The organism is Tistrella sp., assembly GCF_002684955.1.
Lineage (GTDB): Bacteria > Pseudomonadota > Alphaproteobacteria > Tistrellales > Tistrellaceae > Tistrella > Tistrella mobilis.
Genome location: NZ_NYWI01000042.1, coordinates 80,906 through 105,092, shown reverse-complemented (window position 1 = coordinate 105,092; position 24,187 = coordinate 80,906). Strand labels below are relative to the sequence as shown.

Annotated in this window: 23 protein-coding genes; 14 read left to right on the top strand and 9 right to left on the bottom strand. The window is 68.8% G+C overall.

All coding sequences use genetic code 11. The features are described 5' to 3' along the window. Positions 1–270 precede the first annotated feature (270 nt). The 11 genes from rimP to CMO28_RS15620 all read left to right on the top strand — a co-directional run bounded on the left by rimP (position 271) and on the right by CMO28_RS15620 (position 13,573). Entirely contained in the window at positions 271–765 is a 495-nt protein-coding gene (rimP, locus tag CMO28_RS15670; protein ID WP_014747054.1) for a ribosome maturation factor RimP, read from the top strand. A gap of 8 nt (positions 766–773) precedes the next feature. Beyond that, the gene (gene nusA / locus CMO28_RS15665) at positions 774–2,333 is read left to right on the top strand and encodes a transcription termination factor NusA (RefSeq protein WP_296715089.1); all 1,560 of its coding nucleotides are present in this window, start codon (positions 774–776) and stop codon (positions 2,331–2,333) included. A gap of 7 nt (positions 2,334–2,340) precedes the next feature. Further along, positions 2,341–3,030, top strand: coding sequence for an RNA-binding protein (locus tag CMO28_RS15660; RefSeq protein ID WP_296715087.1), 690 nt, complete (start codon positions 2,341–2,343; stop codon positions 3,028–3,030). Between the two features lie 10 nt (positions 3,031–3,040). Continuing rightward, positions 3,041–6,154 carry a translation initiation factor IF-2 gene (gene infB, locus CMO28_RS15655; protein ID WP_296715086.1) on the top strand — a complete coding sequence of 1,038 codons (3,114 nt, stop codon included), beginning with the start codon at positions 3,041–3,043 and terminating at the stop codon, positions 6,152–6,154. A 101-nt stretch (positions 6,155–6,255) separates the two neighbouring features. Next, complete coding sequence (gene rbfA, locus CMO28_RS15650; RefSeq protein WP_296715084.1) at positions 6,256–6,720, top strand: 30S ribosome-binding factor RbfA; 465 nt, start codon at positions 6,256–6,258, stop codon at positions 6,718–6,720. Between the two features lie 4 nt (positions 6,721–6,724). Continuing rightward, complete coding sequence (gene truB / locus CMO28_RS15645) at positions 6,725–7,642, top strand: tRNA pseudouridine(55) synthase TruB (RefSeq protein ID WP_296715083.1); 918 nt, start codon at positions 6,725–6,727, stop codon at positions 7,640–7,642. A gap of 17 nt (positions 7,643–7,659) precedes the next feature. Next, the gene (rpsO, locus tag CMO28_RS15640) at positions 7,660–7,929 is read left to right on the top strand and encodes a 30S ribosomal protein S15 (protein WP_014747060.1); all 270 of its coding nucleotides are present in this window, start codon (positions 7,660–7,662) and stop codon (positions 7,927–7,929) included. A 519-nt stretch (positions 7,930–8,448) separates the two neighbouring features. Next, the gene (gene pnp / locus CMO28_RS15635) at positions 8,449–10,722 is read left to right on the top strand and encodes a polyribonucleotide nucleotidyltransferase (RefSeq protein ID WP_296715081.1); all 2,274 of its coding nucleotides are present in this window, start codon (positions 8,449–8,451) and stop codon (positions 10,720–10,722) included. Between the two features lie 328 nt (positions 10,723–11,050). Next, on the top strand, positions 11,051–12,448 hold the full coding sequence (locus CMO28_RS15630; protein WP_296715078.1) for a nitronate monooxygenase: 1,398 nt from the start codon (positions 11,051–11,053) through the stop codon (positions 12,446–12,448). Positions 12,449–12,597: 149 nt separating this feature from the next. Beyond that, a complete protein-coding gene (irrA, locus tag CMO28_RS15625) occupies positions 12,598–13,008 on the top strand; it encodes an iron response transcriptional regulator IrrA (RefSeq protein ID WP_014747063.1) in 411 nt (136 codons plus the stop codon). Positions 13,009–13,069: 61 nt separating this feature from the next. Beyond that, on the top strand, positions 13,070–13,573 hold the full coding sequence (locus CMO28_RS15620) for a rubrerythrin family protein (RefSeq protein WP_062765923.1): 504 nt from the start codon (positions 13,070–13,072) through the stop codon (positions 13,571–13,573). A gap of 15 nt (positions 13,574–13,588) precedes the next feature. Here the strand turns inward: CMO28_RS15620 and CMO28_RS15615 are convergent, their stop codons facing one another. Beyond that, positions 13,589–14,188, bottom strand: a complete 600-nt coding sequence (locus CMO28_RS15615) for an SH3 domain-containing protein (protein ID WP_014747065.1) — start codon at positions 14,186–14,188, stop codon at positions 13,589–13,591. A gap of 304 nt (positions 14,189–14,492) precedes the next feature. On the opposite strand from CMO28_RS15615, the gene CMO28_RS15610 reads away from it, so the two are divergent. Then, the gene (locus CMO28_RS15610; protein WP_062765920.1) at positions 14,493–15,473 is read left to right on the top strand and encodes a 2-hydroxyacid dehydrogenase; all 981 of its coding nucleotides are present in this window, start codon (positions 14,493–14,495) and stop codon (positions 15,471–15,473) included. Positions 15,474–15,536: 63 nt separating this feature from the next. On the opposite strand, the gene CMO28_RS15605 is transcribed toward CMO28_RS15610, so the two are convergent. From CMO28_RS15605 to ubiE, 8 genes are all read right to left on the bottom strand, one after another. Then, a complete protein-coding gene (locus CMO28_RS15605) occupies positions 15,537–15,992 on the bottom strand; it encodes a DsrE family protein (RefSeq protein WP_296715072.1) in 456 nt (151 codons plus the stop codon). Between the two features lie 12 nt (positions 15,993–16,004). After that, the gene (locus CMO28_RS15600) at positions 16,005–16,820 is read right to left on the bottom strand and encodes a HesA/MoeB/ThiF family protein (RefSeq protein ID WP_296715070.1); all 816 of its coding nucleotides are present in this window, start codon (positions 16,818–16,820) and stop codon (positions 16,005–16,007) included. Positions 16,821–16,884: 64 nt separating this feature from the next. Further along, positions 16,885–17,859, bottom strand: a complete 975-nt coding sequence (cysK, locus tag CMO28_RS15595) for a cysteine synthase A (RefSeq protein ID WP_062765914.1) — start codon at positions 17,857–17,859, stop codon at positions 16,885–16,887. A 52-nt stretch (positions 17,860–17,911) separates the two neighbouring features. Beyond that, on the bottom strand, positions 17,912–18,367 hold the full coding sequence (locus CMO28_RS15590) for an RrF2 family transcriptional regulator (RefSeq protein ID WP_014747071.1): 456 nt from the start codon (positions 18,365–18,367) through the stop codon (positions 17,912–17,914). Positions 18,368–18,441: 74 nt separating this feature from the next. Next, positions 18,442–18,900 carry a dUTP diphosphatase gene (gene dut / locus CMO28_RS15585; protein WP_296715064.1) on the bottom strand — a complete coding sequence of 153 codons (459 nt, stop codon included), beginning with the start codon at positions 18,898–18,900 and terminating at the stop codon, positions 18,442–18,444. Beyond that, positions 18,900–20,174: a bifunctional phosphopantothenoylcysteine decarboxylase/phosphopantothenate--cysteine ligase CoaBC gene (gene coaBC / locus CMO28_RS15580; protein WP_296715062.1), complete on the bottom strand. Its 1,275-nt coding sequence runs from the start codon at positions 20,172–20,174 to the stop codon at positions 18,900–18,902. Before coaBC ends, dut begins: the two co-directional genes overlap by 1 nt. 171 nt (positions 20,175–20,345) lie before the next feature. Continuing rightward, a complete protein-coding gene (gene ubiB, locus CMO28_RS15575) occupies positions 20,346–21,860 on the bottom strand; it encodes a 2-polyprenylphenol 6-hydroxylase (protein WP_296715061.1) in 1,515 nt (504 codons plus the stop codon). 27 nt (positions 21,861–21,887) lie between these two features. Continuing rightward, on the bottom strand, positions 21,888–22,700 hold the full coding sequence (ubiE, locus tag CMO28_RS15570) for a bifunctional demethylmenaquinone methyltransferase/2-methoxy-6-polyprenyl-1,4-benzoquinol methylase UbiE (RefSeq protein ID WP_062765902.1): 813 nt from the start codon (positions 22,698–22,700) through the stop codon (positions 21,888–21,890). A 79-nt stretch (positions 22,701–22,779) separates the two neighbouring features. Here ubiE and mutM point away from each other — a divergent pair, with 79 nt between their 5' ends. Both mutM and CMO28_RS15560 read left to right on the top strand, forming a co-directional pair. After that, positions 22,780–23,643, top strand: coding sequence for a bifunctional DNA-formamidopyrimidine glycosylase/DNA-(apurinic or apyrimidinic site) lyase (gene mutM / locus CMO28_RS15565; protein ID WP_062765899.1), 864 nt, complete (start codon positions 22,780–22,782; stop codon positions 23,641–23,643). Continuing rightward, positions 23,640–24,068 (top strand): hypothetical protein, encoded by a 429-nt coding sequence (locus CMO28_RS15560; protein WP_062765896.1) that lies wholly within the window; start codon positions 23,640–23,642, stop codon positions 24,066–24,068. The genes mutM and CMO28_RS15560 overlap by 4 nt, the downstream gene beginning before the upstream one ends. Positions 24,069–24,187: the final 119 nt, after the last annotated feature.

Below are 24,187 nucleotides of genomic sequence, written 5' to 3'. Positions count from 1 at the left end.
TGGATAAACCCCTTGCGGTTCCGCGACATATGCGTATATTGACCAGCGTCCGCGATTGCGGACCGCCGGCGATCCCGCCAGCGCCCAAGCCGACGAGCCATCCGCCCCGGTGAGGGAGCGGCGAGGTACGTCCGGACGAGGGCCCGCCGGTGGTCGCGGTCACATGCAGCTTCCGCCGGGTGGGCCTTCCAAGCCCGCCTTTTTTTATTGTGCCGCGTCGGACCGCCGCCCCGAGAGGGTTCGCGAGTCGCCCCGCCACCGGAGGAGCGCATGGACGTCGTTCGTCGTATCACGGAGTTGATCGAGCCGGCCGTCGGCGATCTCGGTTACGAGATCGTGCGGGTGACCTTTCGTTCCGGCGTCAATGCCACGCTCCAGATCATGGCGGAGCGGGTGGACGGTCAGCCGATGACGGTGGACGACTGCGCCGAGATCAGCCACGTCGTGTCGGCTCTGCTCGACGTCGAGGATCCCATCACCGAGGCCTATTCGCTGGAGGTGAGTTCGCCCGGCATCGACCGGCCGCTGACCCGGCTGAAGGATTTCGAGCGGTTCGCCGGCTTCGAGGCCAAGATGGAACTGCGCCGCCCGCATGAGGGGCGCAAGCGTTTCCGTGGCCGGCTGGCCGGCGTGCGCGAAGGCGGTCTGGTGGCCATCCGCCTCGATGACGGGTCGGAACCGGCCCTGCCATTCGACGAGATTTCGTCGGCGAAGCTCATCCTGACCGATGAGCTCATCGCCGCCGTTCAGGACAACCGGAGCTGAGTGCGCCCATGGACATCAACTTCAACACCGGCCCGGTCCGGCACGAGCTGCTTCAGGTCGCCGATGCGGTTGCCCGCGAGAAGTCGATCGACCGCGATGCCGTGCTCGAGGCGATGGAGCAGGCCATCCAGACCGCCGGGCGCCGCAAATACGGCCAGGACCACGATATCCGCGCGACCATCGACCGCAAGACCGGCGAGATCCGGCTCTATCGCTACACCCAGGTGGTGGACGAGGTCGAGGACGAGGCGACCCAGATGTCGGTGGCCGATGCCCGTCACCGCAAGCCCGATGCCGTCCCCGGCGATTTCCTGGTCGACCCGCTGCCGCCGATCGATTTCGGCCGCATCGCCGCCCAGACCGCCAAGCAGGTGATCGTGCAGAAGGTGCGCGAGGCCGAGCGTCAGCGCCAGTTCGACGAGTTCAAGGACCGCGTCGGCGAGATCATCAACGGCATCGTCAAGCGCGCCGAATACGGCAGCGTCGTGGTCGATCTGGGCCGTGCCGAGGCCGTGATGCGCCGCGACGAGCTGCTCCCGCGCGAGAGCTTCCGTGTCGGCGACCGCGTGCGCGCCTATATCTACGCCGTGCGTGAAGAGCCCCGGGGCCCGCAGATCTTCCTGTCGCGGACCCATCCGCAGTTCATGGCGAAGCTGTTCGCCCAGGAAGTGCCGGAAATCTACGACGGCATCATCGAGATCAAGGGCTGCGCCCGGGATCCCGGATCGCGCGCCAAGATTGCGGTGACCAGCCACGACAGCAGCATCGACCCGGTCGGCGCCTGCGTCGGCATGCGTGGCTCACGGGTGCAGGCCGTGGTGGCCGAACTGCAGGGCGAGAAGATCGACATCATTCCCTGGTCGCCGGATCCGGCCACCTTCCTGGTCAATGCCCTGGCCCCGGCCGAGGTCGCCAAGGTGGTGATGGACGAAGATACCCAGCGCATCGAGGTCGTGGTTCCCGACGAGCAGCTGTCGCTCGCGATCGGTCGACGCGGTCAGAATGTGCGCCTGGCATCTCAGCTGACCGGCTGGGATATCGACATCGTGACCGAGACCGAAGAGTCCGAGCGGCGCCAGGAAGAGTTCCGCGAGCGCTCGCGGCTGTTCATCGAGGCGCTGAACGTCGACGAGGTGATCGCCCAGCTGCTGGTGACCGAAGGCTTCGAGTCGATCGAGGAGATCGCCTTCGTCGCGGAAGACGAGCTGTCGGGCATCGAAGGCTTCGACCCGGATGTCGCGGCCGAGCTTCAGAACCGTGCCCAGATCTTCCTCGAGGCCCGTGATCGTCAGATGGACGACAAGCGCCGCGAGCTGGGCGTGGAGGATGCCGTGGCCGAGATCGACGGCATGACCCCGGTCATGCTGGCGAGCCTGGGCGAGAAGGGCATCAAGACGCTGGACGATCTGGCCGATCTGGCCGGTGACGAGCTGATCGAGCTTCTGCCCGCCGGCACGATCGACGAGGCGGAAGCGAACCGGATCATCATGGCCGCGCGTGCCCATTGGTTCGAGGGCGAGGACGCCCCCGAAGCCGATGCCGCCCCCGCGGGCGACAGCGAGGCCTGAGCAGATCGTGGTGGTGCAGGGCTTGACGGTGGATGAGAACGCGATGACGGACGCGGCGGCGGATCTGCCGACCGATGGCGGTCCGCGTGATCGTGCGCCCGAGCGCCGCTGCATTGCGACCGGACAGAGCGGATCGCCGGACGGCATGATCCGTTTCGTCGTCGCCCCGGGCGGCGAGGTGGTCGCCGACATGGATGGCCGCCTGCCCGGACGGGGCGCCTGGGTGACTGCCCGGGCCGATCTGCTGGAACAGGCGATCCGCCGGAAGGCCTTTCCCCGGGCCTTCAAGGCGCCGGTGAAAGCCGGCGAAGACCTGATCGGGACGGTCGAGCGATTGCTAACCGCCCGGTGTTTGGAATATCTTGGGCTCGGCCGCCGGGCGGGAGCGGTCGTTGCCGGATACGAAAAGGTGCGGGCCTGGCTCGATGCCGGGACCGTCGGTGCCGTGTCTCTGGCATCTGATGCCGGAGACGTGGCCGTATCCCGCATGGGGGCGCTGAAGGGCGTTCCCGTCGTAGCGTTGTTGACGCGTGACGAGATGGGCCGCGCTCTCGGACGCGAGAACGCGGTCAACGTCGCAATTGCCGAAGGACGGCTCGCGAAGCGTTTCCTGGCGGAAGCCGGGCGCCTCGCGGGTTTCAGGGATGCCCCCTACCCTGTCGACCGGGTGTCGGCCGGCTTGAGAGAGAACGGATAACCGGAGCGATATGAGCGAGACCAACGAGGACGGCCAGAAGAAGGCGCTCAGCCTGTCGGGAGCCGGGCGTCTTGAGCTGAGGAGGAAGCCTGCGGGCGAAGGCGCGCAGGTTCGCCAGAACTTCTCGCACGGCCGTTCCAAGACCGTGACGGTCGAGGTCAAGCGCAAGCGGACCGTGTCGGTGCCCGAGCAGGGCGGCCGGGGCGGTTCCGGCGGCGGTCGCGGACGTGCGCGCGGCGCCGCCGCTGACGGCGGCCTGACGCAGGACGAGCGGGATGTGCGCCTGAGGGCGCTGGAACAGGCGATCCAGGACCAGAAGCGCCGGGCCGAGGAAGAGGTCCGTCGTGCCGAGGAAGAGGCACGGCGCAAGGTCGAAGAGGAAGCCCGCCGCAAGGTCGAGGAAGAGGCCAGGAAGAAGGCCGAGGAAGAGGCGCGCAAGGCCGCCGAGGAAGCCGCCCGCAAGGCGGCCGAAGAGGCTGCCCGCAAGGCCGCCGAAGAGGCCGCAGCCGCGGCTGCGGCAGCAGCCCGGCCCCAGCCGGCGCCCGAGGCCCAGCCCGAGATGCGTGCCGAGCGCCCGCGTGGCGACCGGCCCGATTTCCGCAGCGGTGACCGCCCCGGTGGCGATCGCCCGCGCGGCGATCGTCCTGCCGGTGACCGCCCGCGCGGTGACCGTCCCGATTTCCGCAGTGGCGACCGCCCGGGTGGCGATCGTCCGCGCGGCGATCGTCCTGATTTCCGCAGCGGCGACCGTCCGCCGCGGGGTGACCGCCCGCAGGGTGATCGTCCGCGTGGCGACCGGCCTGATTTCCGCAGCGGCGACCGCCCCGGTGGCGATCGTCCGCGGGGTGACCGCCCCGATTTCCGCAGCGGCGACCGCCCCGGTGGCGACCGCCCGCGTGGCGACCGTCCCGATTTCCGCAGCGGCGACCGCCCGGGTGGCGATCGCCCGCGCGGCGACCGTCCGGACTTCCGCAGTGGTGACCGCCCCGGCGGTGATCGTGGCCCCCGGCCCGAGCGGCCGGCCGGTGCCGGCCGTCCGCCGGCGGGTGGTGCCGCCGTTGCCGCGACGCCGCTGGACGAGGATGCCGAGCGCGCCCGCGCCCGGGCCGCTGAGCGTGCCCGTGAGCGCAAGGTGGAGCGCGACGAGGAAGAGAGCCGCGCCAAGGCCGCCAGCAAGCGTGCGACGCCGACCCCGCGTACCACCGACGATCGTCGTCGTGGCGGCAAGGGCGACATCAAGCGTCTGGTCGAAGGCGACGAGAGCGAGCGTCAGCGCAGCCAGGCGGCGATGCGCCGTCAGCGCGAGCGCATGCGCCGGGCCGGCCGTCAGGCCGAGCCGCAGGCCCGCGTGGTCCGCGACGTCATCGTGCCCGAGGTGATCTCGGTGCAGGAACTGGCGAACCGCATGGCCGTCCGTGGCGCCGACGTCATCAAGAAGCTGATGACGCTGGGCGTGATGGCGACCATCAATCAGGCGATCGATGCGGACACGGCCGAACTGGTCGCGACCGAATTCGGCCACCGGGTGAAGCGGGTTGCCGAGGACGACGTCGAGCTGGGCATCCTGGGTGTCGAGGATACCGATGACGATCTGACCCCCCGGGCGCCGGTCGTCACCGTCATGGGCCATGTCGACCACGGCAAGACCTCGCTGCTCGACGCGCTGCGCAAGACCGATGTCGTGGCCCGCGAGGCCGGCGGCATCACCCAGCATATCGGTGCCTATCAGGTCGAGCTCGAGACCGGTGACCACGTCACCTTCCTCGACACGCCGGGCCATGCGGCCTTCACCGCCATGCGTGCCCGCGGCGCCCAGGTCACCGACATCGTGGTCCTGGTGGTCGCGGCCGATGACGGCGTGATGCCGCAGACCGTCGAGGCGATCAATCACGCCAAGGCGGCCGGTGTGCCGATCGTGGTTGCGATCAACAAGATCGACAAGCCGGGCGTGAATCCGGAACGGGTGCGCAACGAGCTGCTCCAGCACGAGCTGGTTCTGGAAGAGCTGGGCGGCGACGTGATCGCCGTCGAGGTCTCGGCCAAGACCGGCAAGAACCTGGACAAGCTGCTGGAAGCGATCCTGCTGCAGGCCGAGGTTCTGGAACTGCGTGCCAACACCGATCGCGCCGCCCAGGGCGCCGTGGTCGAAGCGAAGCTCGACAAGGGCCGCGGCCCGGTCGCGACCGTGCTGGTCCAGAAGGGCACGCTCAAGACCGGTGACGCCTTCGTTGTCGGCAGCCAGTGGGGCCGTGTGCGCGCCCTGATCGACGACAAGGGCCGCAAGGTCGAGGAAGCCGGGCCGTCGGTGCCGGTGGAAATCCTGGGTCTCCAGGGCGTTCCGCAGGCCGGCGACGAGCTGGTGGTGGTCGAGGACGAGCGCAAGGCGCGCGAGATTTCGGCCTTCCGCTCGGAGCGCGAGCAGCGCGCCCGTGCCGCAACCGCCCTGGGTGCCCGCGGCACGGTCGAGCAGATGCTCTCCGAGATCTCGGCCGGTTCCAAGAAGGAGCTGGCGGTGCTGGTCAAGGCCGACGTGCAGGGGTCGCTGGAAGCGATCACCGCCACGCTGGCCAAGCTCGGCAACGACGAGGTCGCGGTGCGCATGCTGCATGGCGCGGTGGGCGGCATCAACGAGTCGGACATCACGCTGGCACAGGCGAGCAACGCCCTGATCATCGGCTTCAACGTCCGCGCCAACGCCCAGGCCCGCGATCTGGCCCGCCAGGCCGGTCTGGAACTGCGCTACTACTCGGTCATCTACGACCTGACCAACGACGTGAAGAGCATGCTGGAAGGCATGCTGTCGCCGATCCGTCGCGAGACGATCACCGGTCAGGCCGAGATCCGCGAGGTCTTCGCCATCACCAAGGTCGGCAAGATCGCGGGTTGCTCCGTCACCGAGGGCTATGTCCGCCGCGACAGCAAGGTGCGCCTGCTCCGCGACGATGTGGTCATCCACGAGGGCTCGCTCAGCTCGCTCAAGCGCTTCAAGGACGATGTCCGCGAAGTGCGGGCCGGCCAGGAATGCGGTATGGCCTTCGAGAACTATCAGGATCTGCGTGCCGGCGACGTCATCGAGGCCTACGAGGTCGAAGAGATCGCCGCCGAGCTCAAGAGCCCGGTCTGAGCCGCAGAGCCGGAAACGACCGCGATGCGGGCCGGCCGGGATCCCTCCCGGCCGGCCCGCACGCATTCCACCCCCTTCTTTCGATGAACGGCAGGGAAGCCATGTCCAAACGCGCCCAGGGCGCTGCCGGTCCCAGCCAGCGCCAGCTCCGCGTCGGTGAACAGATCCGCCAGGTGCTGGCGGAGCTGCTGATGCGCGGCGAGACCCACGATCCTGATCTCGACGGCCGGCCGATCACGGTCAGCGAGGTCCGCATGACCCCGGATCTGCGCACCGCGACCGCCTATGTCTCGCCGCTGGGCCTGGACAGCGACGGCGCCGACGTGGTGATCAAGGCGCTTGCCCGTTCGGCCTCGACGCTCCAGCGGGGCATCGGCCGGCAGGTGTCGCTGAAATTCACGCCCCGGCTGCTGTTCCGGCTCGATACCGGCTTCGACTACGCCGCCCATATCGACCGCCTGCTGGCAAAGCCGGTGATCCGCCGCGATCTCGACGACGAGGACGATGCGGCCGGTGATCATGGGGTCGGTGATCATGTGGTCGGGGACGGCGATCGGGAGGATTGAGCGCGTGGCACGCCGACGCCGCGGCCTGCCGATCGACGGCTGGCTCGCCATCGACAAGCCCGAGGGCATGAGTTCAGCACAGGCGGTCGCGGCCGTGAAACGGCTGACCGGGGCCGCCAAGGTCGGCCATGCCGGCACCTTGGATCCGCTGGCCTCGGGCGTACTGCCGATCGCGCTGGGCGAGGCGACCAAGACGGTCGCTCATGCCATGGACGGCGCGAAGGAATATGTCTTCGACCTTCACTGGGGCGAGGCCCGGGCCACCGACGACCGCGAGGGCGAGGTGCTGGAGACCAGCGATCACCGCCCCGACGCTGCGGCGATCCGTGCGGCCCTGCCGGATTTCCTGGGCGAGATCGACCAGGTGCCGCCGGCCTATTCGGCGATCAAGCTGGCCGGCCGACGCGCCTATGCGCTGGCCCGGGCCGGCGAGGCGCCCGAGATGCCGGTGCGCCGGGTGCGGATCGACGCGCTGGAGCTGCTGACCATCCTGGACGCCGACCATGCCCGCTTCCGGCTGGCCTGTGGCAAGGGCACCTACGCCCGGGCGGTGGGCCGGGATCTGGCACTGGCGCTCGACACGGTCGGGCATCTGTCGATGCTGAGGCGGACCCGATCGGGCGCATTCGGCGAAGCCCATGCAATCACTCTGGAAAAGCTTGAAGCGCTCGTGCATAGTGCCGCGCTCGATACCCATCTGTTTCCGGTCGAGACCGCGCTGGACGACATCCCGGCGCTGGCCCTGACCGGTCCCGAAGCCGATGCGCTCCGAAACGGGCGCCCGCTCAGGGATATGGCCGTTCCCGAAGGACGATTGGTTCGTGCGACGCTCGACGGGCGCCTGGTGGCGCTCGCCCGGGCCGAGGACGGATTGCTTCGTTCGGTGCGCGGCTTCAACCTTGGCGCCACCAGCGCCGCCTGATCAAGGAAGGACACCCGATGTCGATCACGAAGTCGCGCAAGACCGAGCTGGTCACCGAATACGCCCGCGGCACCAACGACACCGGTTCGCCGGAAGTCCAGGTCGCGATCCTGACCGAGCGGATCCGCAACCTGACCGAGCACTTCAAGACCCATGCCAAGGACATCCACTCCCGGCGCGGTCTGCTGAAGATGGTCAGCCAGCGCCGCAAGCTGCTGGACTACCTGCGTCGCAACGACGAGGCCCGGTACAAGGAAGTCATCCAGCGCCTGGGCCTGCGTAAGTGATCTGATGGCCGGAGGGGGGGCGATCGCGTCCCCCCTTTCGTCATCCGGGGCCACCCTGCGCGCGGGGGTGTGCCTGTTTCGAGCGGATGGATCTGCCGTCCGCGACCGCGCGGGAGATGAAGGGGGAGAGGGCCCGCTCCCCGGCCGACGGATCCACCGGGATCCGCCTCTGGTCGAACCGGGCCCCGGCTCGCGGCCGTCATGGGATGGCGCGCGGCATGTCGTCGCCGTCGGGGCAGGTGGAGTGATCAGGAACCCCCGACGGAGCATGCGGCCGGTCCGGATCCGTTCCGGATGCGGCCGCGATGCGGATCGCCGCCCGGCCGGATGAAGGCCGGGAACGCGCCCCGGAACGAGAACGGGCGCAAGGTCAGGCGGTCCGCCCGCGGGACCCCCGTTCCGGCAAAGGGCCGGGACGACGGGGATAAACGTGCAGGGATGTCGAAAGGCCAGGGTCCGGCGGAGCCCGGCCTGCAACATCCCGGACGCCCCGCCGATGGAATGGAAGAGAGAGACGAGATGTTTACGATCTATCGCAAGGAAGTCATGTGGGCGGGGCGCAAGCTCACCTTCGAGACCGGGCGCATCGCGCGCCAGGCCGACGGCGCCGTGCTCGCCACCTATGGCGAGACCGCCGTGCTGGCGACGGTGGTCGCCGCCCGCGAGCCGAAGCCCGGCGTCGACTTCTTTCCGCTGACGGTCAATTACCAGGAGAAGGCCTTCGCCGCGGGCAAGATCCCCGGCGGCTTTTTCAAGCGTGAGGGCCGCCCGAACGAGAAGGAGACGCTGACCTCGCGTCTCATCGACCGTCCGATCCGCCCGATGTTCGCCGACGGTTACCGCAACGAGACGCAGATCATCTGCACCGTGCTGAGCCACGACACCGAGAACGACCCCGACATCGTGTCGATGGTGGCCGCCTCTGCCGCCCTGACCATTTCGGGCGTGCCGTTCCTCGGCCCGATCGCCGGTGCGCGCGTCGGCTATATCAATGGCGAGTATGTGCTGAACCCGCTGCGCTCGCAGATGGGTGACACCGCCCTCGACCTGGTGGTCGCCGGTACCGACGAAGCCGTGCTGATGGTCGAATCCGAGGCCAAGGAACTGACCGAAGAGGTCATGCTGGGCGCGGTGATGTTCGGTCATGAAGGCTTCCAGCCGGTCATCGACGCGATCATCGACCTTGCCGAGGAATGCGCCAAGGATCCCTGGCCGCTGCCCGAGAACCCGGCCGCCAAGGCCGTGGCGGCCCGTGTCGACGCCGTGGCCCGTCCGGGCCTGGAAGAGGCCTATCGCCAGGTCGTGAAGCAGCAGCGCCAGCTGGCGGTCAAGGCGGTCAAGGAGAAGACCGTCGAGGCCCTGGTCGCCGGCGAGGGCCTTGAGCCCCAGCTGGTCTCGGGCGCGTTCAAGGCCCTCGAGGCCAAGATCGTGCGCGGCCGGATCCTGAAGGAAGGCGTGCGCATCGACGGCCGCGACCTGAAGACCGTCCGCCCGATCGTCTCGGAAGTGGGCGTGCTGTCGCGGGCCCACGGTTCGACGCTGTTCACCCGCGGCGAGACCCAGGCGCTGGTGGTCACCACGCTCGGCACCGGCCAGGACGAGCAGATCATGGACATGCTCGAGGGCGAGTACCGCGAGCACTTCCTGCTGCATTACAACTTCCCGCCCTATTCGGTGGGCGAGGCGAGCCCGATGCGCAGCCCCGGCCGTCGCGAGATCGGCCATGGCAAGCTGGCCTGGCGGGCCCTGCGCGCCGTGCTGCCCGAGAAGTCGGCCTTCCCCTACACGATCCGCATCGTGTCGGAGATCACCGAGTCGAACGGCTCGTCGTCGATGGCCACCGTCTGCGGCAGCTCGCTGTCGATGATGGATGCCGGTGTGCCGCTGGCGCGTCCGGTGGCCGGCATCGCCATGGGCCTGATCAAGGAAGATGACGGCTTCGCGGTGCTGAGCGACATCCTCGGCGACGAGGATCACCTGGGCGACATGGACTTCAAGGTGGCCGGCACCGAGCAGGGCATCACCGCCCTGCAGATGGACATCAAGATCACCGGCATCACCGAAGAGATCATGAAGGTGGCGCTGGGCCAGGCCCGCGACGGCCGCCTGCACATCCTGGGCCGCATGGCCGAGGCGCTGGGCGGTGCGCGCGAGGAGGTCAGCTCCAACGCGCCGCGGATCACGACCATCTCGATCCCCAAGGACAAGATCCGCGAAGTGATCGGCACCGGCGGCAAGGTGATCCGCGAGATCACCGAGCAGACCGGCGCCAAGGTCGACATCGAGGACGACGGCACCATCCGTGTCGCCGCGGTGGACGGCAAGGCCATGGACGCCGCGATCAACTGGATCAAGGGCATCGTGGCCGAACCCGAGGTCGGCACCATCTACACCGGCAAGGTGGTGAAGGTGGTCGAATTCGGCGCCTTCGTGAACTTCATCGGCACCCGTGACGGCCTGGTCCACATCTCGGAGCTGTCGGCCCAGCGCGTCAACCAGGTCACCGACGTGATCAACGAGGGTGACGAGGTGAAGGTCAAGGTGCTGGGCATCGACGACCGCGGCAAGGTGAAGCTCTCGATGCGCGTCGTCGATCAGGCGACCGGCGAGGAGCTGCCCGATACCCGTGAGCCGCGCGAACCCCGTGGTGATCGCGAGCCCCGCGGCGACCGCGAGCCGCGTGGCGACCGTGAGCCCCGTGGCGACCGTGAGCCCCGTGGCGACCGGGATCGTGGTGATCGGGATCGTGGCGACCGCGGCGACCGTCCGCGCAAGCCCCGCGGCCCGCGCTGATCGCGCGGCTCCGCATTCCGTGATATGACGACGCGCCGGCCGGTGGCTTCCCCTTCAGGAAATCGCCGGCCGGCGTCGCCATGTCTGCCGACTGCCTTGCCGGTGAGGGCCGCGCTGTGCGGGTGCGGTGCAAAAAACCACGGCGGGCAGGGCTGGACTTCATGGAAAACCATGGCCAGTTAACCGGCGAACCTGCCCAAAGCCCGGTCTCGAGGCCCGGCTGCGGGTGGATCGGTTCGAACGCATCGGCGCGGATCGGACGGCGGAACCGCCGGCCCGGGCCGCCGCTTTGAACAAAAAGAACGCAAGGACGAGTAGCGGAGGCATCGTGAAGCCCTTGAACCCCATCCTCCTGTCCGGACGGGAAGTCCTGCCCTTGGTCGAAGGCGGGAAAGGTGTCGCCGTGTCGAACGGCGAAAGCTCCGGCGCGTGGGCTGCAGCCGGCGGCGTGGGGACGTTTTCGGGTGTGAATGCCGACAGTTTCGACGCCGACGGCCGCCCGATCCCGCAGACCTATTACGGCAAGACCCGCCGCGAGCGTCATGGCGAGCTGGTGGCCTATGGCATCCGCGGCGGCATCACCCAGGCACGCATTGCCCACGAGCTGGCGGGCGGCGAAGGCCGGATCCACGTCAATGTGCTGTGGGAGATGGGTGGCGCCGAGACGGTGCTGCAGGGCGTGCTGGAAGGGGCCAAAGGCCTGATCCACGGCGTGACCTGCGGTGCCGGCATGCCCTATCGCGTGGCGCAGATCGCCGCCGAGCACGGGGTTTATTACTACCCGATCGTTTCGTCGGCCCGCGCCTTCCGGGCGCTGCGGAAGCGCGCCTATCATCGCTTCGCCGAATATCTGGGTGGCGTGGTGTACGAGGATCCGTGGCTTGCCGGCGGCCATAACGGCCTGTCGAACGCCGAGGACCCGCGCGAGCCGCAGTCGCCCTATCCGCGTGTGCGGGAACTGCGCGAGCTGATGAAAGAGATCGGCATCCCCAACGTGCCGATCATCATGGCCGGCGGCGTCTGGTATCTGCGCGAGTGGGAGCACTGGCTGGACGATCCCGAGGTGGCGCCGGTGGCGTTCCAGTTCGGCACCCGGCCGCTGCTGACCAGGGAGAGCCCGATTTCGGATGCCTGGAAGGAGCGGCTGCGGACGCTGAAGCCGGGTGATGTCTATCTGCATCGCTTCAGCCCGACCGGATTCTATTCCTCGGCGGTCAACAACGACTTCCTGCAGGAACTCCGTGGCCGCAGCGATCGCCAGATCGCCTATACCACCGAGCCCGTGGGCGATCACGAGGTGGCGCTGCCGATCGGTGCCCGCGGCCGGCCGGTCTATGTCACCGCCCATGATTTCGAGCGTGCCCAGGGCTGGATCGCCGAGGGTCATACCGAAGCGATGAAGACCCCGGACAGCACGCTGATCTTCGTGGACCCCGCCGCGGCGAAGCAGATCCATATCGATCAGATCGACTGCATGGGGTGCCTGTCGGCCTGCCAGTTCAGCAACTGGGCGGCCAACGAGAAGGGCACCACCGGTCGTCGGGCCGATCCGCGCAGCTTCTGCATCCAGAAAACGCTGCAGAACATCGCCCATGGCTCGAATGTCGAGCACGAGCTGATGTTCGCCGGCCACAACGCCTATCGTTTCGCCGAGGATCCGTTCTATTCGAACGGCTTCGTGCCGACCGTGCGTCAGCTCGTCGAACGCATCCGCACCGGTGACTGATGTGCATCTTCCGGCCGGAGATCGGGGGGCTTCCCTGGTCTCCGGCCTTGCACTCAGAATGGAACGCACCTAAATTCCTGGCTAACTGACCGTCCCTACGCGACTTTCCCATGGCGCGTCGTGGACCTTCAACAAGACGAGAGCCGGGAATGTCCACCAACCGCCCCTATACCGCCGTGCTCGAGAAGCTCAAGGCAGCCGGTCTCCGGCCGACCAAGCAGCGTCTCGCTCTGGCGCGCCTGCTGCTCGACGGCACCGACCGTCATGTGACGGCCGAAGAGCTGCACCGCGAGGCGCAGGCGGCGGCGCTCCCGGTGTCGCTGGCCACCGTGTACAACACGCTGCACCAGTTCACCCAGGCGGGGCTGCTGCGCGAACTGGTCGTCGACAGCGGCCGGTCCTATTTCGACACCAATGTCAGCCACCATCATCATTTCTTCTATGAAGACGGCGGCCATCTCCAGGACATCCCCGGGGATGCGGTCCAGATCGCCCGTCTGCCCGAACCGCCGGGCGATGCCTCCATCGCCCGTGTCGACGTGATCATCCGCGTCCGCTGATGCCCGGCATGGGGGCGGGGCGGCGGGATCACGAACCGGAGAGCCACGGAGCCATCACCCCATGACCGACCGTTCCGACGACCGTTTCCCGGCCGCCGAACCGCCGCTTGCCGGCACGCGGACCGAGGCCAATCTGATCCGCGCCTTCATGTCCGAGGCGGCCGCCAACCGCCGCTTCCTCTATTTCGCCCGCCAGGCCGATATCGAGGGCTTCAACGACGTGGCCGCAGTGTTCCGGTCGATCGCCGAGGGCGAGACCGGGCATGCGCTGGGCCATCTGGAATTCCTGGAAGAGGCGGGCGGGGACCCGGCGACCGGGCTTCCCATCGGCACCACCCCTCAGAACCTCCGTGCCGCGATCGCAAGCGAGGAGGAGGACGCCACCGGCGTCTATCCCGAGATGGCCCGCGTGGCCCGCGACGAGGGCCAGATCGAGGCGGCGGAATGGTTCGAGACCCTGGCCCGGGCGGAGCGTGCCCATGCGGCGCGGTTCCGGCGCTCGCTCACCAGCCTGGAAGAGATCCTGGACGAGACCGCAGCCGAAGGGGATGACGACGGCGCCTGAGGCGCCGTCGGGCGGTCAGTGGAAATCTTCGTCCGGGTAGACGCCCCAGATCTCGTCGCGGCGGATCCAGGCGCGGGTGTTGGCGATGTCCATTTCGCACCAGTTCCGCTCGCAGGCCATCAGGCGGCCGACCACGCCCGGTTCTGCACGCAGCAGCGGCACGGCGTCCGCTGCCGGGCGGTTGTAGAGCGTGCGGACCTCCCCCTGGATGATGGCGGTGCGCCGGCCCGACAGCAGGCTCATATGCGCCCAGCCCTCGGCCCCCTCGACATCGCGGATCTTGCGCCAGTTTTCGTATTCCGCCGTCACCTCGACCGGCAGATCCTTGCGATTGTAGATCGCGGCGACGGGATAGCGGGTGCCGGGGCCGGTGCGGACATTCACCTCGGCCGAGCGCAGCGACACGAAACGGGGCAGGGGCGGCCGCTCGGCACTGCGGCCGATCCATTTGGCGCCGCCTTCATCCTCGGCCGGGGCATCCTTCGCCTCATCGGCGGTGGGCGCGTCGGCGGCGCCGGCCGTAAAGAACAGCGCGGCGCCTCCGATCATGGCCAGACAGACGAACAGCGTCAGCAGGAATGCGAAACGGGGGCGGGCGGTGGTGCGGTCGGGCATGAGAGGGATGGGTCCTGAAGGGCGGGCCTGAAAGCATGGGGGCGGTGCCGGCCGTGCGGTTCCCTTGGGGTCAAGGGCCCCGGCGGGGCTTTCCAGACCTTACGCCGCAGGGGATCGTCACGCAATCGGTCGGCCGGTTTGTATCGCACCGGCCGATTTGCTAAGAAAGGGGACCGGGCGGGTGCCGTCGGGCAGGGCGCCAGATGCGGGGCCGTTCCTGCGCCCGGTACAGGACGCCTGGATAATACGCCCCGGGGCCGGACGCTGGGCGGCCGTAAGGTGGGCGGTCTATGGGAGAGTGTCGATGGTGAAGCCGAAGCCGGTGGTTGTGGTCACCCGCAAGCTGCCCGAGCAGATCGAGACGCGCATGATGGAGCTGTTCGACACGCGGCTCAATCATGACGACGTCCCATTCGGGCAGGACAAGCTGATCGAGGCGGTCAAGACCGCTCATGTGCTTGTACCCACGGTGACCGACCGGATCGATGCCGGCGTGCTCGCCCATGCCGGGCCGCAGCTGCGGCTGATCGCCAATTTCGGCAACGGCACCGACCATATCGATCTCGCCACGGCGCGTCAGCGCGGCATCACCGTCACCAACACGCCCGACGTGCTGACGGAAGACACCGCCGACATGACCATGGCGCTGATCCTGGCGGTGGCACGGCGCGTGCCGGAAGGCGAGCGCATGGTCCGCAAGGGTGAGTGGAACGGCTGGAGCCCCACCCACATGCTCGGCCGCCGGATCTGGGGCAAGCGCCTGGGCATCATCGGCATGGGCCGTATCGGCCGTGCGCTGGCCCGCCGGGCCCGCGGCTTCGGCCTGTCGATCCACTACCACAACCGCAACCGGCTGCATGCCGATATCGAGGGTCCGCTCGAGGCGACCTATTGGGAAAGCCTCGACCAGATGCTGGCCCGGATGGACATCGTGTCGGTCAACTGCCCGCACACGCCGGCCACCTATCATCTGCTGTCGGCGCGGCGGCTGAAGCTGCTGAAGAAGGACGCCTATGTCGTCAACACCGCCCGTGGCGAGGTGATCGACGAGGCGGCGCTGACCCGTATGCTGCGCGACGGCCAGCTGGCCGGTGCGGCGCTCGACGTGTTCGAGCACGAGCCTGCGGTGAACCCCAAGCTGGTCGAACTCGACAACACCGTCCTGCTGCCGCATATGGGCTCGGCGACGCTCGAGTCGCGCATCGACATGGGCGAGAAGGTGCTGATCAACATCAAGACCTTCATCGACGGCCATACGCCCCCGGATCGGGTGCTGCCGTTCTGATTTTGCCGGCAGGCAGTTGTAAAGACGAAGGGCGCCTCATGGGCGCCCTTCGTCTTTTAAGGATCAGATGACCACCAGCCGCCCCGTGTCACCCAGGATCCGGTAGAGGCTGACCAGGCCGCCCTCTTCGAAGGACAGGTCGTCCCTGAGCGCGGTTTTCTCCAGGCCGATGGCGCGCAGGCCCATGTCGCAGACCATGAAGCGGGCGCCGAGGTCGCGGCAGGCTTCGATCAGGTCTTCCACGCCGGCGGCGCCGCGGGGGACGAGGCCGGCATTCCAGCCCGTGGCGTCGCCGGCCACGCCTGCGGCGACGAGGTCGGGGCCGAGCGGGCAGGTCGCCCAGCCCGGCCGTCCCTCCGGGTCGGGCGCGCGCAGGCTCAGAAGGGCGGCGTTGGTGAAGAACAACACCACAGGTTGCGAGATCGCCAGGGCCGCCGCGGCCATGGCCAGGCCATAGTGGACACGATTGAGGTGGCCCGATTCGAGGATCAGGCCGGTATATGATCTGTCACCGATCATGAACGTGTCCCGTCATGCACCATGGGCGCCGAGGTCCGTGATGACCGGATGGTCACCACAGAGCGGGCAGGCCGGATCGGCGGGCAGGCGGACGGTGCGGAAGCGGTTGGAGAGTGCATCCACGATCAGCATCCGGCCGGCAAGACCCTCGCCGATGCCGGTCAGCTCCTTCACCACCTCCAGCGCCTGGAGCGAGCCGACCATGCCGGCCAGCGCACCGATGATGCCCCCCGAGGAACAGCTGGGGATCAGTCCCGGCGGCGGCGGGGCGGGGTAGAGGCAGCGATAGCAGGGCAGGCGTGGCCCCCCCGAACGGTGGGCATGCGAGCGGAAGGTGTAGATCTGGCCGTCGAAGCGCAGGATCGCCGCCGAGACCAGGGTGCGGCCCAGCAGATGGCAGGCATCATTGACCAGGAAGCGGGTGTCGAAATTGTCCGAGCCGTCGGCGACGAGATCATAGGCGCCGATCAGCGCCGTCGCATTGCCGGCATCGATCCGGCGGTCGTGGATTTCGACCCGGATCTCGGGATTGAGTGCCCGGATGGCGCGGGCGGCGCTTTCGACCTTCGGCCGGCCGATATCTTCGGTGCGATGAATGATCTGGCGCTGCAGATTGCTGAGATCGACCCGATCGGCATCGACGATACCGATCGTGCCCACCCCGGCGGCCGCGAGATAGAGGCCGAGAGGCGCCCCCAGCCCGCCGGCACCGATCAGCAGCACCCGGGCGCGCTTCAGGGCAAGCTGTGCCGTCTCGCTGAATTCCGGCAGCACGAGCTGACGGCTGTAGCGTTCGATTTCGGCGTCGGTGAGCTCGATGTCGTCCACGACGGGCGGGGTTCCGCAGCAGAAGGGGGCGGCCGCGACGGAAGCGCCGCGGCCGCGGACAGGATCACTCGAGACCGTTGAAGAGATCGGTCGAGAGATAGCGTTCGGCAAAGGAGGGGACGATCGCAACCACGGTCTTGCCGGCCATGTCCGGCCGCTGGGCGATCTCGACCGCAGCCGCCACGGCGGCGCCCGACGAGATGCCGCAGGGGATGCCTTCGGTCCGCGCCAGGGTGCGGGCATAGTCGAAGGCGGTCTCGTTGGCGATGGTCAGCACCTCGTCGATCACCGACCGGTCCAGAATCTCGGGCACGAAACCGGCACCGATGCCCTGGATCTTGTGCGGGCCGGGCAGGCCGCCCGACAGCACCGCGCTGTCCTCGGGCTCCACCGCAACGATCCGCACGTCCGGGTTCTTCTGCTTCAGCACCTGGCCGATGCCGGTGACGGTGCCGCCGGTGCCGACGCCGGCCACGACCACATCCACCTTGCCGGCGGTATCGGCCCAGATCTCTTCGGCCGTGGTCACCCGGTGCACGGCCGGGTTGGCCTTGTTGCGGAACTGCTGGAGCATGATCGCATTCGGGTTGCCGTCCACCAGCTCCTGGGCGCGGGCGATGGCGCCCTTCATGCCCAGCTTCGCCGGCGTCAGCTCAAGCTCGGCGCCCAGCAGTTTCAGCATCTTGCGGCGTTCGATCGACATGCTCTCGGGCATGGCCAGGATCAGCCGGTAGCCCTTGGCGGCGCAGACGAAGGCAAGCGCAATGCCGGTATTGCCCGAGGTCGGCTCGACCAGAACGGTGTCGGGGCCGATGGCGCCTTCCGCCTCGGCGGCGGCGACCATGGCGCCGGCAATGCGGTCCTTGACCGAGGCGAGCGGGTTGAAGAATTCGAGCTTGGCCAGAACCTCGCCCTTCACGCCCTTGGCGGCGCCGAGGCGCGAAAGACGGACCAGCGGCGTATCGCCGATGGTGTCGATGACATTGTCATAGATCCGGCCACGGCCGTGGGTGGGGGTCGGCTGCCAGGTATCGGTCATGTCGACTGCGCTCCTTCGTGGGGCCTGCCTCGGGGCGGGGGCGGCCTTCGCCTCAGATCGAGAAATCCATGCGGGTCATGGCTTCGCTGCGGATGCCCTGTTCCACGGCGCGCTGACAGAGATCGGCGACGGTGATCCCGTCCAGGCGTTCCATCAGCTCGTCCTGAATGTCCTGCCAGACCGGGCGGACCACCTTGTGGCCCAGATCGGACCCGGCCGGATCGGCCATGGGGTCGTCGGTCTTCTCCATGGCGCGCACCACGCGGGCAATGTCGCCGATGGTGATCTTGCGCCGCTCGCGTGCCAGCCGGTAGCCGCCGCGGGGGCCGCGCACGCCTTCCAGGATCTCGGCATGCACCAGCTGCTGCATGACCTGTTCGAGATACCGCTGCGGGATGCCCTGACGGCGGGTGATCTCCTTGCTCTGGACCGGCTCGGCACCGCCGTTGTGGGCAATGTCGACCACGGCTTCCAGCGCGAACAGCAGTTTCTTCGACAGCCTGAGCATGGGCGTTTCCGTTTCGATCCTGTTCGTGAACCCCGGCCTTGCACCACCGTTCCGCGGCAGGCCCGGATCTGTTCTCAGTGCCCGGTGGAGCCGAAGCCGCCGGCGCCGCGGACGGTGCCGTCCAGCGCCTCGACCTCGACCAGGCGGGTGGCGGTGACCGGGGCGATCACCAGCTGTGCGATCCGCATGCCGCGGGTGATCTCGACCGGCGCATCGCCCAGATTGACCAGCAGGACTTTCAGCTCGCCGCGATAATCGGCATCGATGGTGCCGGGTGCGTTGAGCACGGTGACGCCCTGAGAGAAAGCCAGGCCCGAGCGCGGCCGTACCTGCCCCTCATAGCCTTCCGGGATCGCCATGGTCAGGCCGGTCGGAACCAGGGTCCGCCTCCCGGGGGCCAGCATGATCGGCGCGTCGGCCGGCACGGCGGCGGGCAGGTCCAGCCCGGCGGCACCGGCGGTCTTCATCTCGGGGAGCGGCAGGTCGCGGCCGTGATCGAGGCGGACGACCCCGATCCGGAGGTGGCGGTCCATCAGGCGGAATCCTTGGTGGTGGGCGCTGCAAAGTGATCGGCAATGCGGCGGGCCAGCCGGTCCGCCACCGCCTGCTTGGTCATGGCGGGCCAGCTGTCGGTGCCGTCGGCATCGATCAGGTGGACGGCATTGTCGTCGCCGCCAAAGGTGCCGGTGCCGGTCGAAACGTCGTTGGCGACGATCCAGTCGCAGCCCTTGCGCGCCCGCTTGGCACGGGCGTGGTCCAGCACCTGCTCGGTCTCGGCGGCAAAGCCCACCACCAGGGCCGGGCGCGACGGGCCGGGTGCCGAGATGGTGCGCAGGATGTCGGGATTCTCGATCAGCCGGATGTCGGGCGGCAGCGCGCCGCCCGGCTGCTTCTTCAGCTTCTGCCCGGCTTCGATCGCCGGCCGCCAGTCGGCGACGGCGGCGGCGCAGACCGCGATATCGGCGGGAAGTGCCGCTTCGACCGCCGCCAGCATGTCGCGGGCGCTTTCGATATGGATGGTGTCGACGCCGACCGGATCGGTCAGGCGGGTCGGGCCGGTGACCAGCGTCACCCGGCAGCCCAGCGCGGCGAGTGCTGCCGCGATGGCATGACCCTGCTTGCCGGACGAGCGATTGGCGATGTAGCGCACCGGGTCGATCGGCTCGTGCGTCGGGCCGCTGGTGACGACGGCATGCCGGCCCGACAGCGGGCCGGGCGCATCGATCAGCGCCGTCCCGGGCCCCGTGAGCGCCGGGCGGCTGTCCTCGGCCAGGGCGGCGCGGATGGCCTCCACGATCGCCGCCGGCTCTGCCATGCGGCCGGGGCCGAACTCGCCACAGGCCATTTCACCCGCGTCGGGACCGACCGTCAGCACGCCGTCGCGGCCAAGCTGGTCCAGATTGCGCCGGGTTGCCGGGTGGAACCACATCCGGACATTCATCGCCGGCGCCACCAGCACCCGCTTGTCGGTGGCAAGCAGCAGGGTGGTCGCCAGATCGTCGGAAATACCCGCGGCCATCTTCGCCAGGATGTCGGCGGTGGCGGGGGCCACGACCACCAGGTCGGCGGCGCGCGACAGCTGGATATGGCCGATCTCGGTCTCGTCCTTCAGCGAAAAGAGGTCGGTGTGGACCTCTTCGCCCGAGAGCACGGCGAGCGACATGGGGGTCACGAACTCGCCGGCCGCACGGGTCATCACGACCTTCACCCCGGCGCCCGCCTTGCGGAGCAGCCGGATGAGTTCGAGTGCCTTGTAGGCGGCGATGCCGCCGGTGACGATCAGCAGGATGCGCTTGCCGGTGAGCACCGGACCCTCCGCTTGGGATCCGACGGCTGGCGGGGGCCGTCATGTGGAACCTGCGCAATTGCGCAAGACGTGGTGTGGTTAAACTATGCGCCCTGAGGTCGCCGTGCAAGAGACAAGGCGAACCGGCATTTTAACCTGACGATGTTGCGGATGGGATGCGCCCCTGCCCGCTCAGCCCAGGATGAGCCAGAGCAGGGCCACCAGCAGGCCGCCGCCGATCGCGGCCGAAAGCCGGCTGCCGCTCATGATCACCGGGCGCGGCCGTTCGGGATCGCTCAGGGTTTCCAGCCGATCCATGATCCGGGGCAGGCGCTGTGCCACATGCAGCATCTCGCGCAGGGTGGTCTCGGCACGGGCGCGGGGGCCCAGATTGGCGGCCATCCATTCGCGGATCAGCGGCTCGGCCAGCACCCACATATTGGCGCCGGGGGCCAGCAGCCGGGCCATGCCTTCCGCCTGGACCATGGTCTTCTGGAGCAGCAGCAGCTGGGGCTGGGTCTCCATCTGGAAGGTGGTCGTGACCTGGAACAGCTGGGCGAGCAGCCGGCCGATCGAGATCTCGTTCTGGGGCTTGCCCAGGATCGGCTCGCCGATCGAGCGGGCAGCCTGGGCAAAGAGCGGCCGCGACTGGTCGGGGGGGACGAAACCGGCCGCAAAATGCACGTCGGCCACCGCATCGTAGTCGCGGGTCAGGAAGGCGCGCAGCATCTCTGCCAGATAGAGCCGCGACTGACGGTCCGGCCGGCCCATGATGCCGAAATCGACCACGGCGATGCGACCGTCGGGCAGGATGAACAGGTTGCCCGGATGCATGTCGCCATGGAAGAAGCCGTCGCGGAACACCTGCAGGAAGAAGACCCGGGCGGCATTCGCCATGATTTCGCGCCCGTCGAGGCCTGCGGCCTCGAGCGCTGTGGTGTCGTCCGCACGGACGCCGCCGGTGATCCGCTCCAGCGTCATGACCCGGGCGGCGGTGCGCATCCAGTCGATCTCGGGCACCATGAAGCCGGCATCGCCCTCGAAATTCTCGCGCAGCTCCTGGCCTGCCGCCGCTTCCATTCGCAGGTCGGTTTCGATCGCCACCACTTCCGACAGGGTGCGGACCACCTCGACCGGTTTCAGCCGGCGGCTGCCGGGCAGCAGGCGCTCCAGCCAGCGGGCGATCCAGGCGAAGAGGGCGAGGTCGGTGGCGAGCGCGCGCTCCACCCCCGGACGCAGCACCTTGACCGCGACCTCGCGGCCGTCGGTGGTCTCGGCGAAATGGACCTGGGCGACCGAGGCCGCCGCCACCGGCACGTCGTCGAACTGCGCGAAGAGGTCGCTGACCGGGCGTTCGAAAGATTGTTCGATGATCCGTCGTGCATCCGCCCCCGGGAAGGGCGGCAGCCGATCCTGCAGCCGGGCCAGATCGCGCGCCACGGTTTCGCCGATCAGGTCGGCGCGGATCGACAGCACCTGGCCGAGCTTCACGAAACTGGGGCCGAGGGCGGTGAGCGCCCGGGCCAGCCTTTCGCCTTCCGCCAGCTCGCGCAGGTCGCGCCGGGTCAGGCGCCGGGCGGTCCGCCCGGCAAACCCCGCCGCCGGATGCTGGGTCGCCAGCTGCTCGAGCGGGAAGAGCGCGCCGTGACGGGCGAGGACATAGCCGATGCGCGAAAGCCGCAGCAGGTGGCGCAGGGTCGAGAACATGGGGGTCCGATCGGGAGGGGCGGGCGCTCAGACGTTCCAGGCCGAGTGCAGGGCGGCGATGCCGCCGGACAGCAGCCGCACCTTGACCTGGCGGAAGCCGGCGTCCGCGATCATCCCGGCGAAGCGGTCGGCGCTCGGGAATTTGCGGATGCTTTCGGCGAGGTAACGATAGCTCGCGGCATCGCGCGCGACCACCCGGCCCACCTGCGGCAGCACCTTGAAGGAATAGAGATCGTAGAGCCGGTCGAGCACCGGCGCCTGCACCTGAGAGAATTCCAGGCACATGAACCGGCCGCCGGGCTTCAGCACCCGCCGCGCCTCGGCAAGTGCCGCCGGGATGTCGGCGACGTTCCGGATGCCGAAAGCGATGGTATAGACATCGACCGAGGCCGATCTGACCGGCAGCACCTCGGCATTGCCCGCCACCCAGTCGATGCCGTCCAGGATGCCGCGATCGACCGCGCGGTCGCGGCCGACCTCGAGCATCGCAGGCGTCAGGTCGCAGACCGTCACCCGGGCCGGCGGCAGCTGGGCGGCTGCGGCACCGGCGTTGCGCCGGGCGCGATCGATGAAGCGGAAGGCGATGTCGCCGGTGCCGCCGGCCACGTCGAGCAGGTGCTGGCCGGGCCGCGGCGCCAGCCAGTCCATCATCGCGTCCTTCCACAGCCGGTGGACGCCGCCGCTCAACAGGTCGTTCATCAGGTCGTAGCGCCGGGCGACGCTGTCGAACACGCCGCGCACCATGCGGCGTTTCTCGCCGACCGTGGTGCTGGTGAACCCGAAATCGGCAGGGCGCTCGTCGCCGGCGTGCCGGCCGGCGGGCTCGTCGATCACTGACATCGCTCGTCCTCGGAACCTTCGGGTGCGGGTGCGCGAGGGAACATAGCGCGGGCCGGGGCATTGCGCTACCCTCGCCCCCATGCCAGAGCTGCCCGAAGTCGAAACCGTGCTCAGGGGCATCGCCCCCAGGATGATCGGACGCCGCCTTGCCGAGGTCGAGGCGCGGCGCCCGGATCTGCGTCGCCCGCTGCCCGCCGGTTTCGTGCAGCGGCTGACGGGGCGTGCCGTGATCGCGGCGGATCGTCGCGCCAAATATCTGCGCCTGCACCTTGAGGGGGGCGAGACGCTGATCGTCCATCTGGGCATGTCGGGCCGGCTGGTGATCGAGGATGCGCCGCCGCCGGTCGCCTTCCATCACGGCCCCTCGATCGCGGTGGCGGATGCGCCCCATACCCATGTCGTGTTCCGCCTGGACGACGGCACCCGGATCCTGTTCGCCGATCCGCGCCGCTTCGGGCTGATGGACATCGCCGCCACCGACGATCTGGACGCCCATGACCTCTTCGCCCATCTGGGGCCGGAGCCGCTTGGCAACGGTTTCTCGGGGCCCTATCTCGCCCGGGCCTTCGAGGGGCGGCGGGCCCCGGTGAAGGCGCTGCTGCTGGATCAGCGCGTGGTGGTGGGGGTCGGCAACATCTATGCGAGCGAAAGCCTGTTCGAGGCCGGCATCCACCCGGCCCGTGCCGCCGGCACCCTGTCGGGCGAGGATTGCGACCGGCTGGCGGCGGCGGTGCGCGCGACGCTCGACCGGGCGATCACCGCCGGCGGCTCCACGCTCAGGGATTTCGTCGGCGCCTCGGGCGAACTCGGCTACTTCCAGCACAGTTTCCGGGTCTATGACCGGGCCGACGCCCCCTGTTCGCGGGAGGGCTGCGGCGGTACCATAGAACGCGTCGTTCAATCGAACCGTGCCACCTATTTCTGTTCCCGGTGTCAGGCATGACCGTTTTCCGGACCATGATCGTCCTTGCGGCGCTCGCGATCGCCGGCCCCATGACCATCGGTCTCAGCCCGGTTGAGGCCGCCGACACCGAGTTCCTGGGCCAGGTCGAAGATCTGCCGCTGGCCCCGGGGCTCGCCGAGGACGCGGGGGGCTTTACGTTTGACAAGCCCGACGGGCGTATCGTAGAGGCTTACGCAGTCGGTCGTGTGACCGGTGCACAGGTGATGCGCTTCTACCGCGACGCCCTGCCCCAGCTGGGCTGGCGCGAGGTCGGGGGTGCCGCTGCCGCATCCGGTGCCGGCGCCGGTATCGCCGCCTTCACCCGCGGGGCCGAGCGCCTGACGATCGACACGGCCGAGCAGTCCTCCGGCCGTCTGGTCGTACATTTCGTGCTGGCACCTGCAGAGGGTGCTGCGCGCCCCTGACAGCCAGGCTCCCGCCCCTGCCGGGAGGCCGCCGGGCGTCGGGACGTCAGTCTTCATCGACCGGCTTCGGGACCAGGCAGGCGGCGAAGGATCCCGCATCCGCCGCCCCGGTGAAGCCG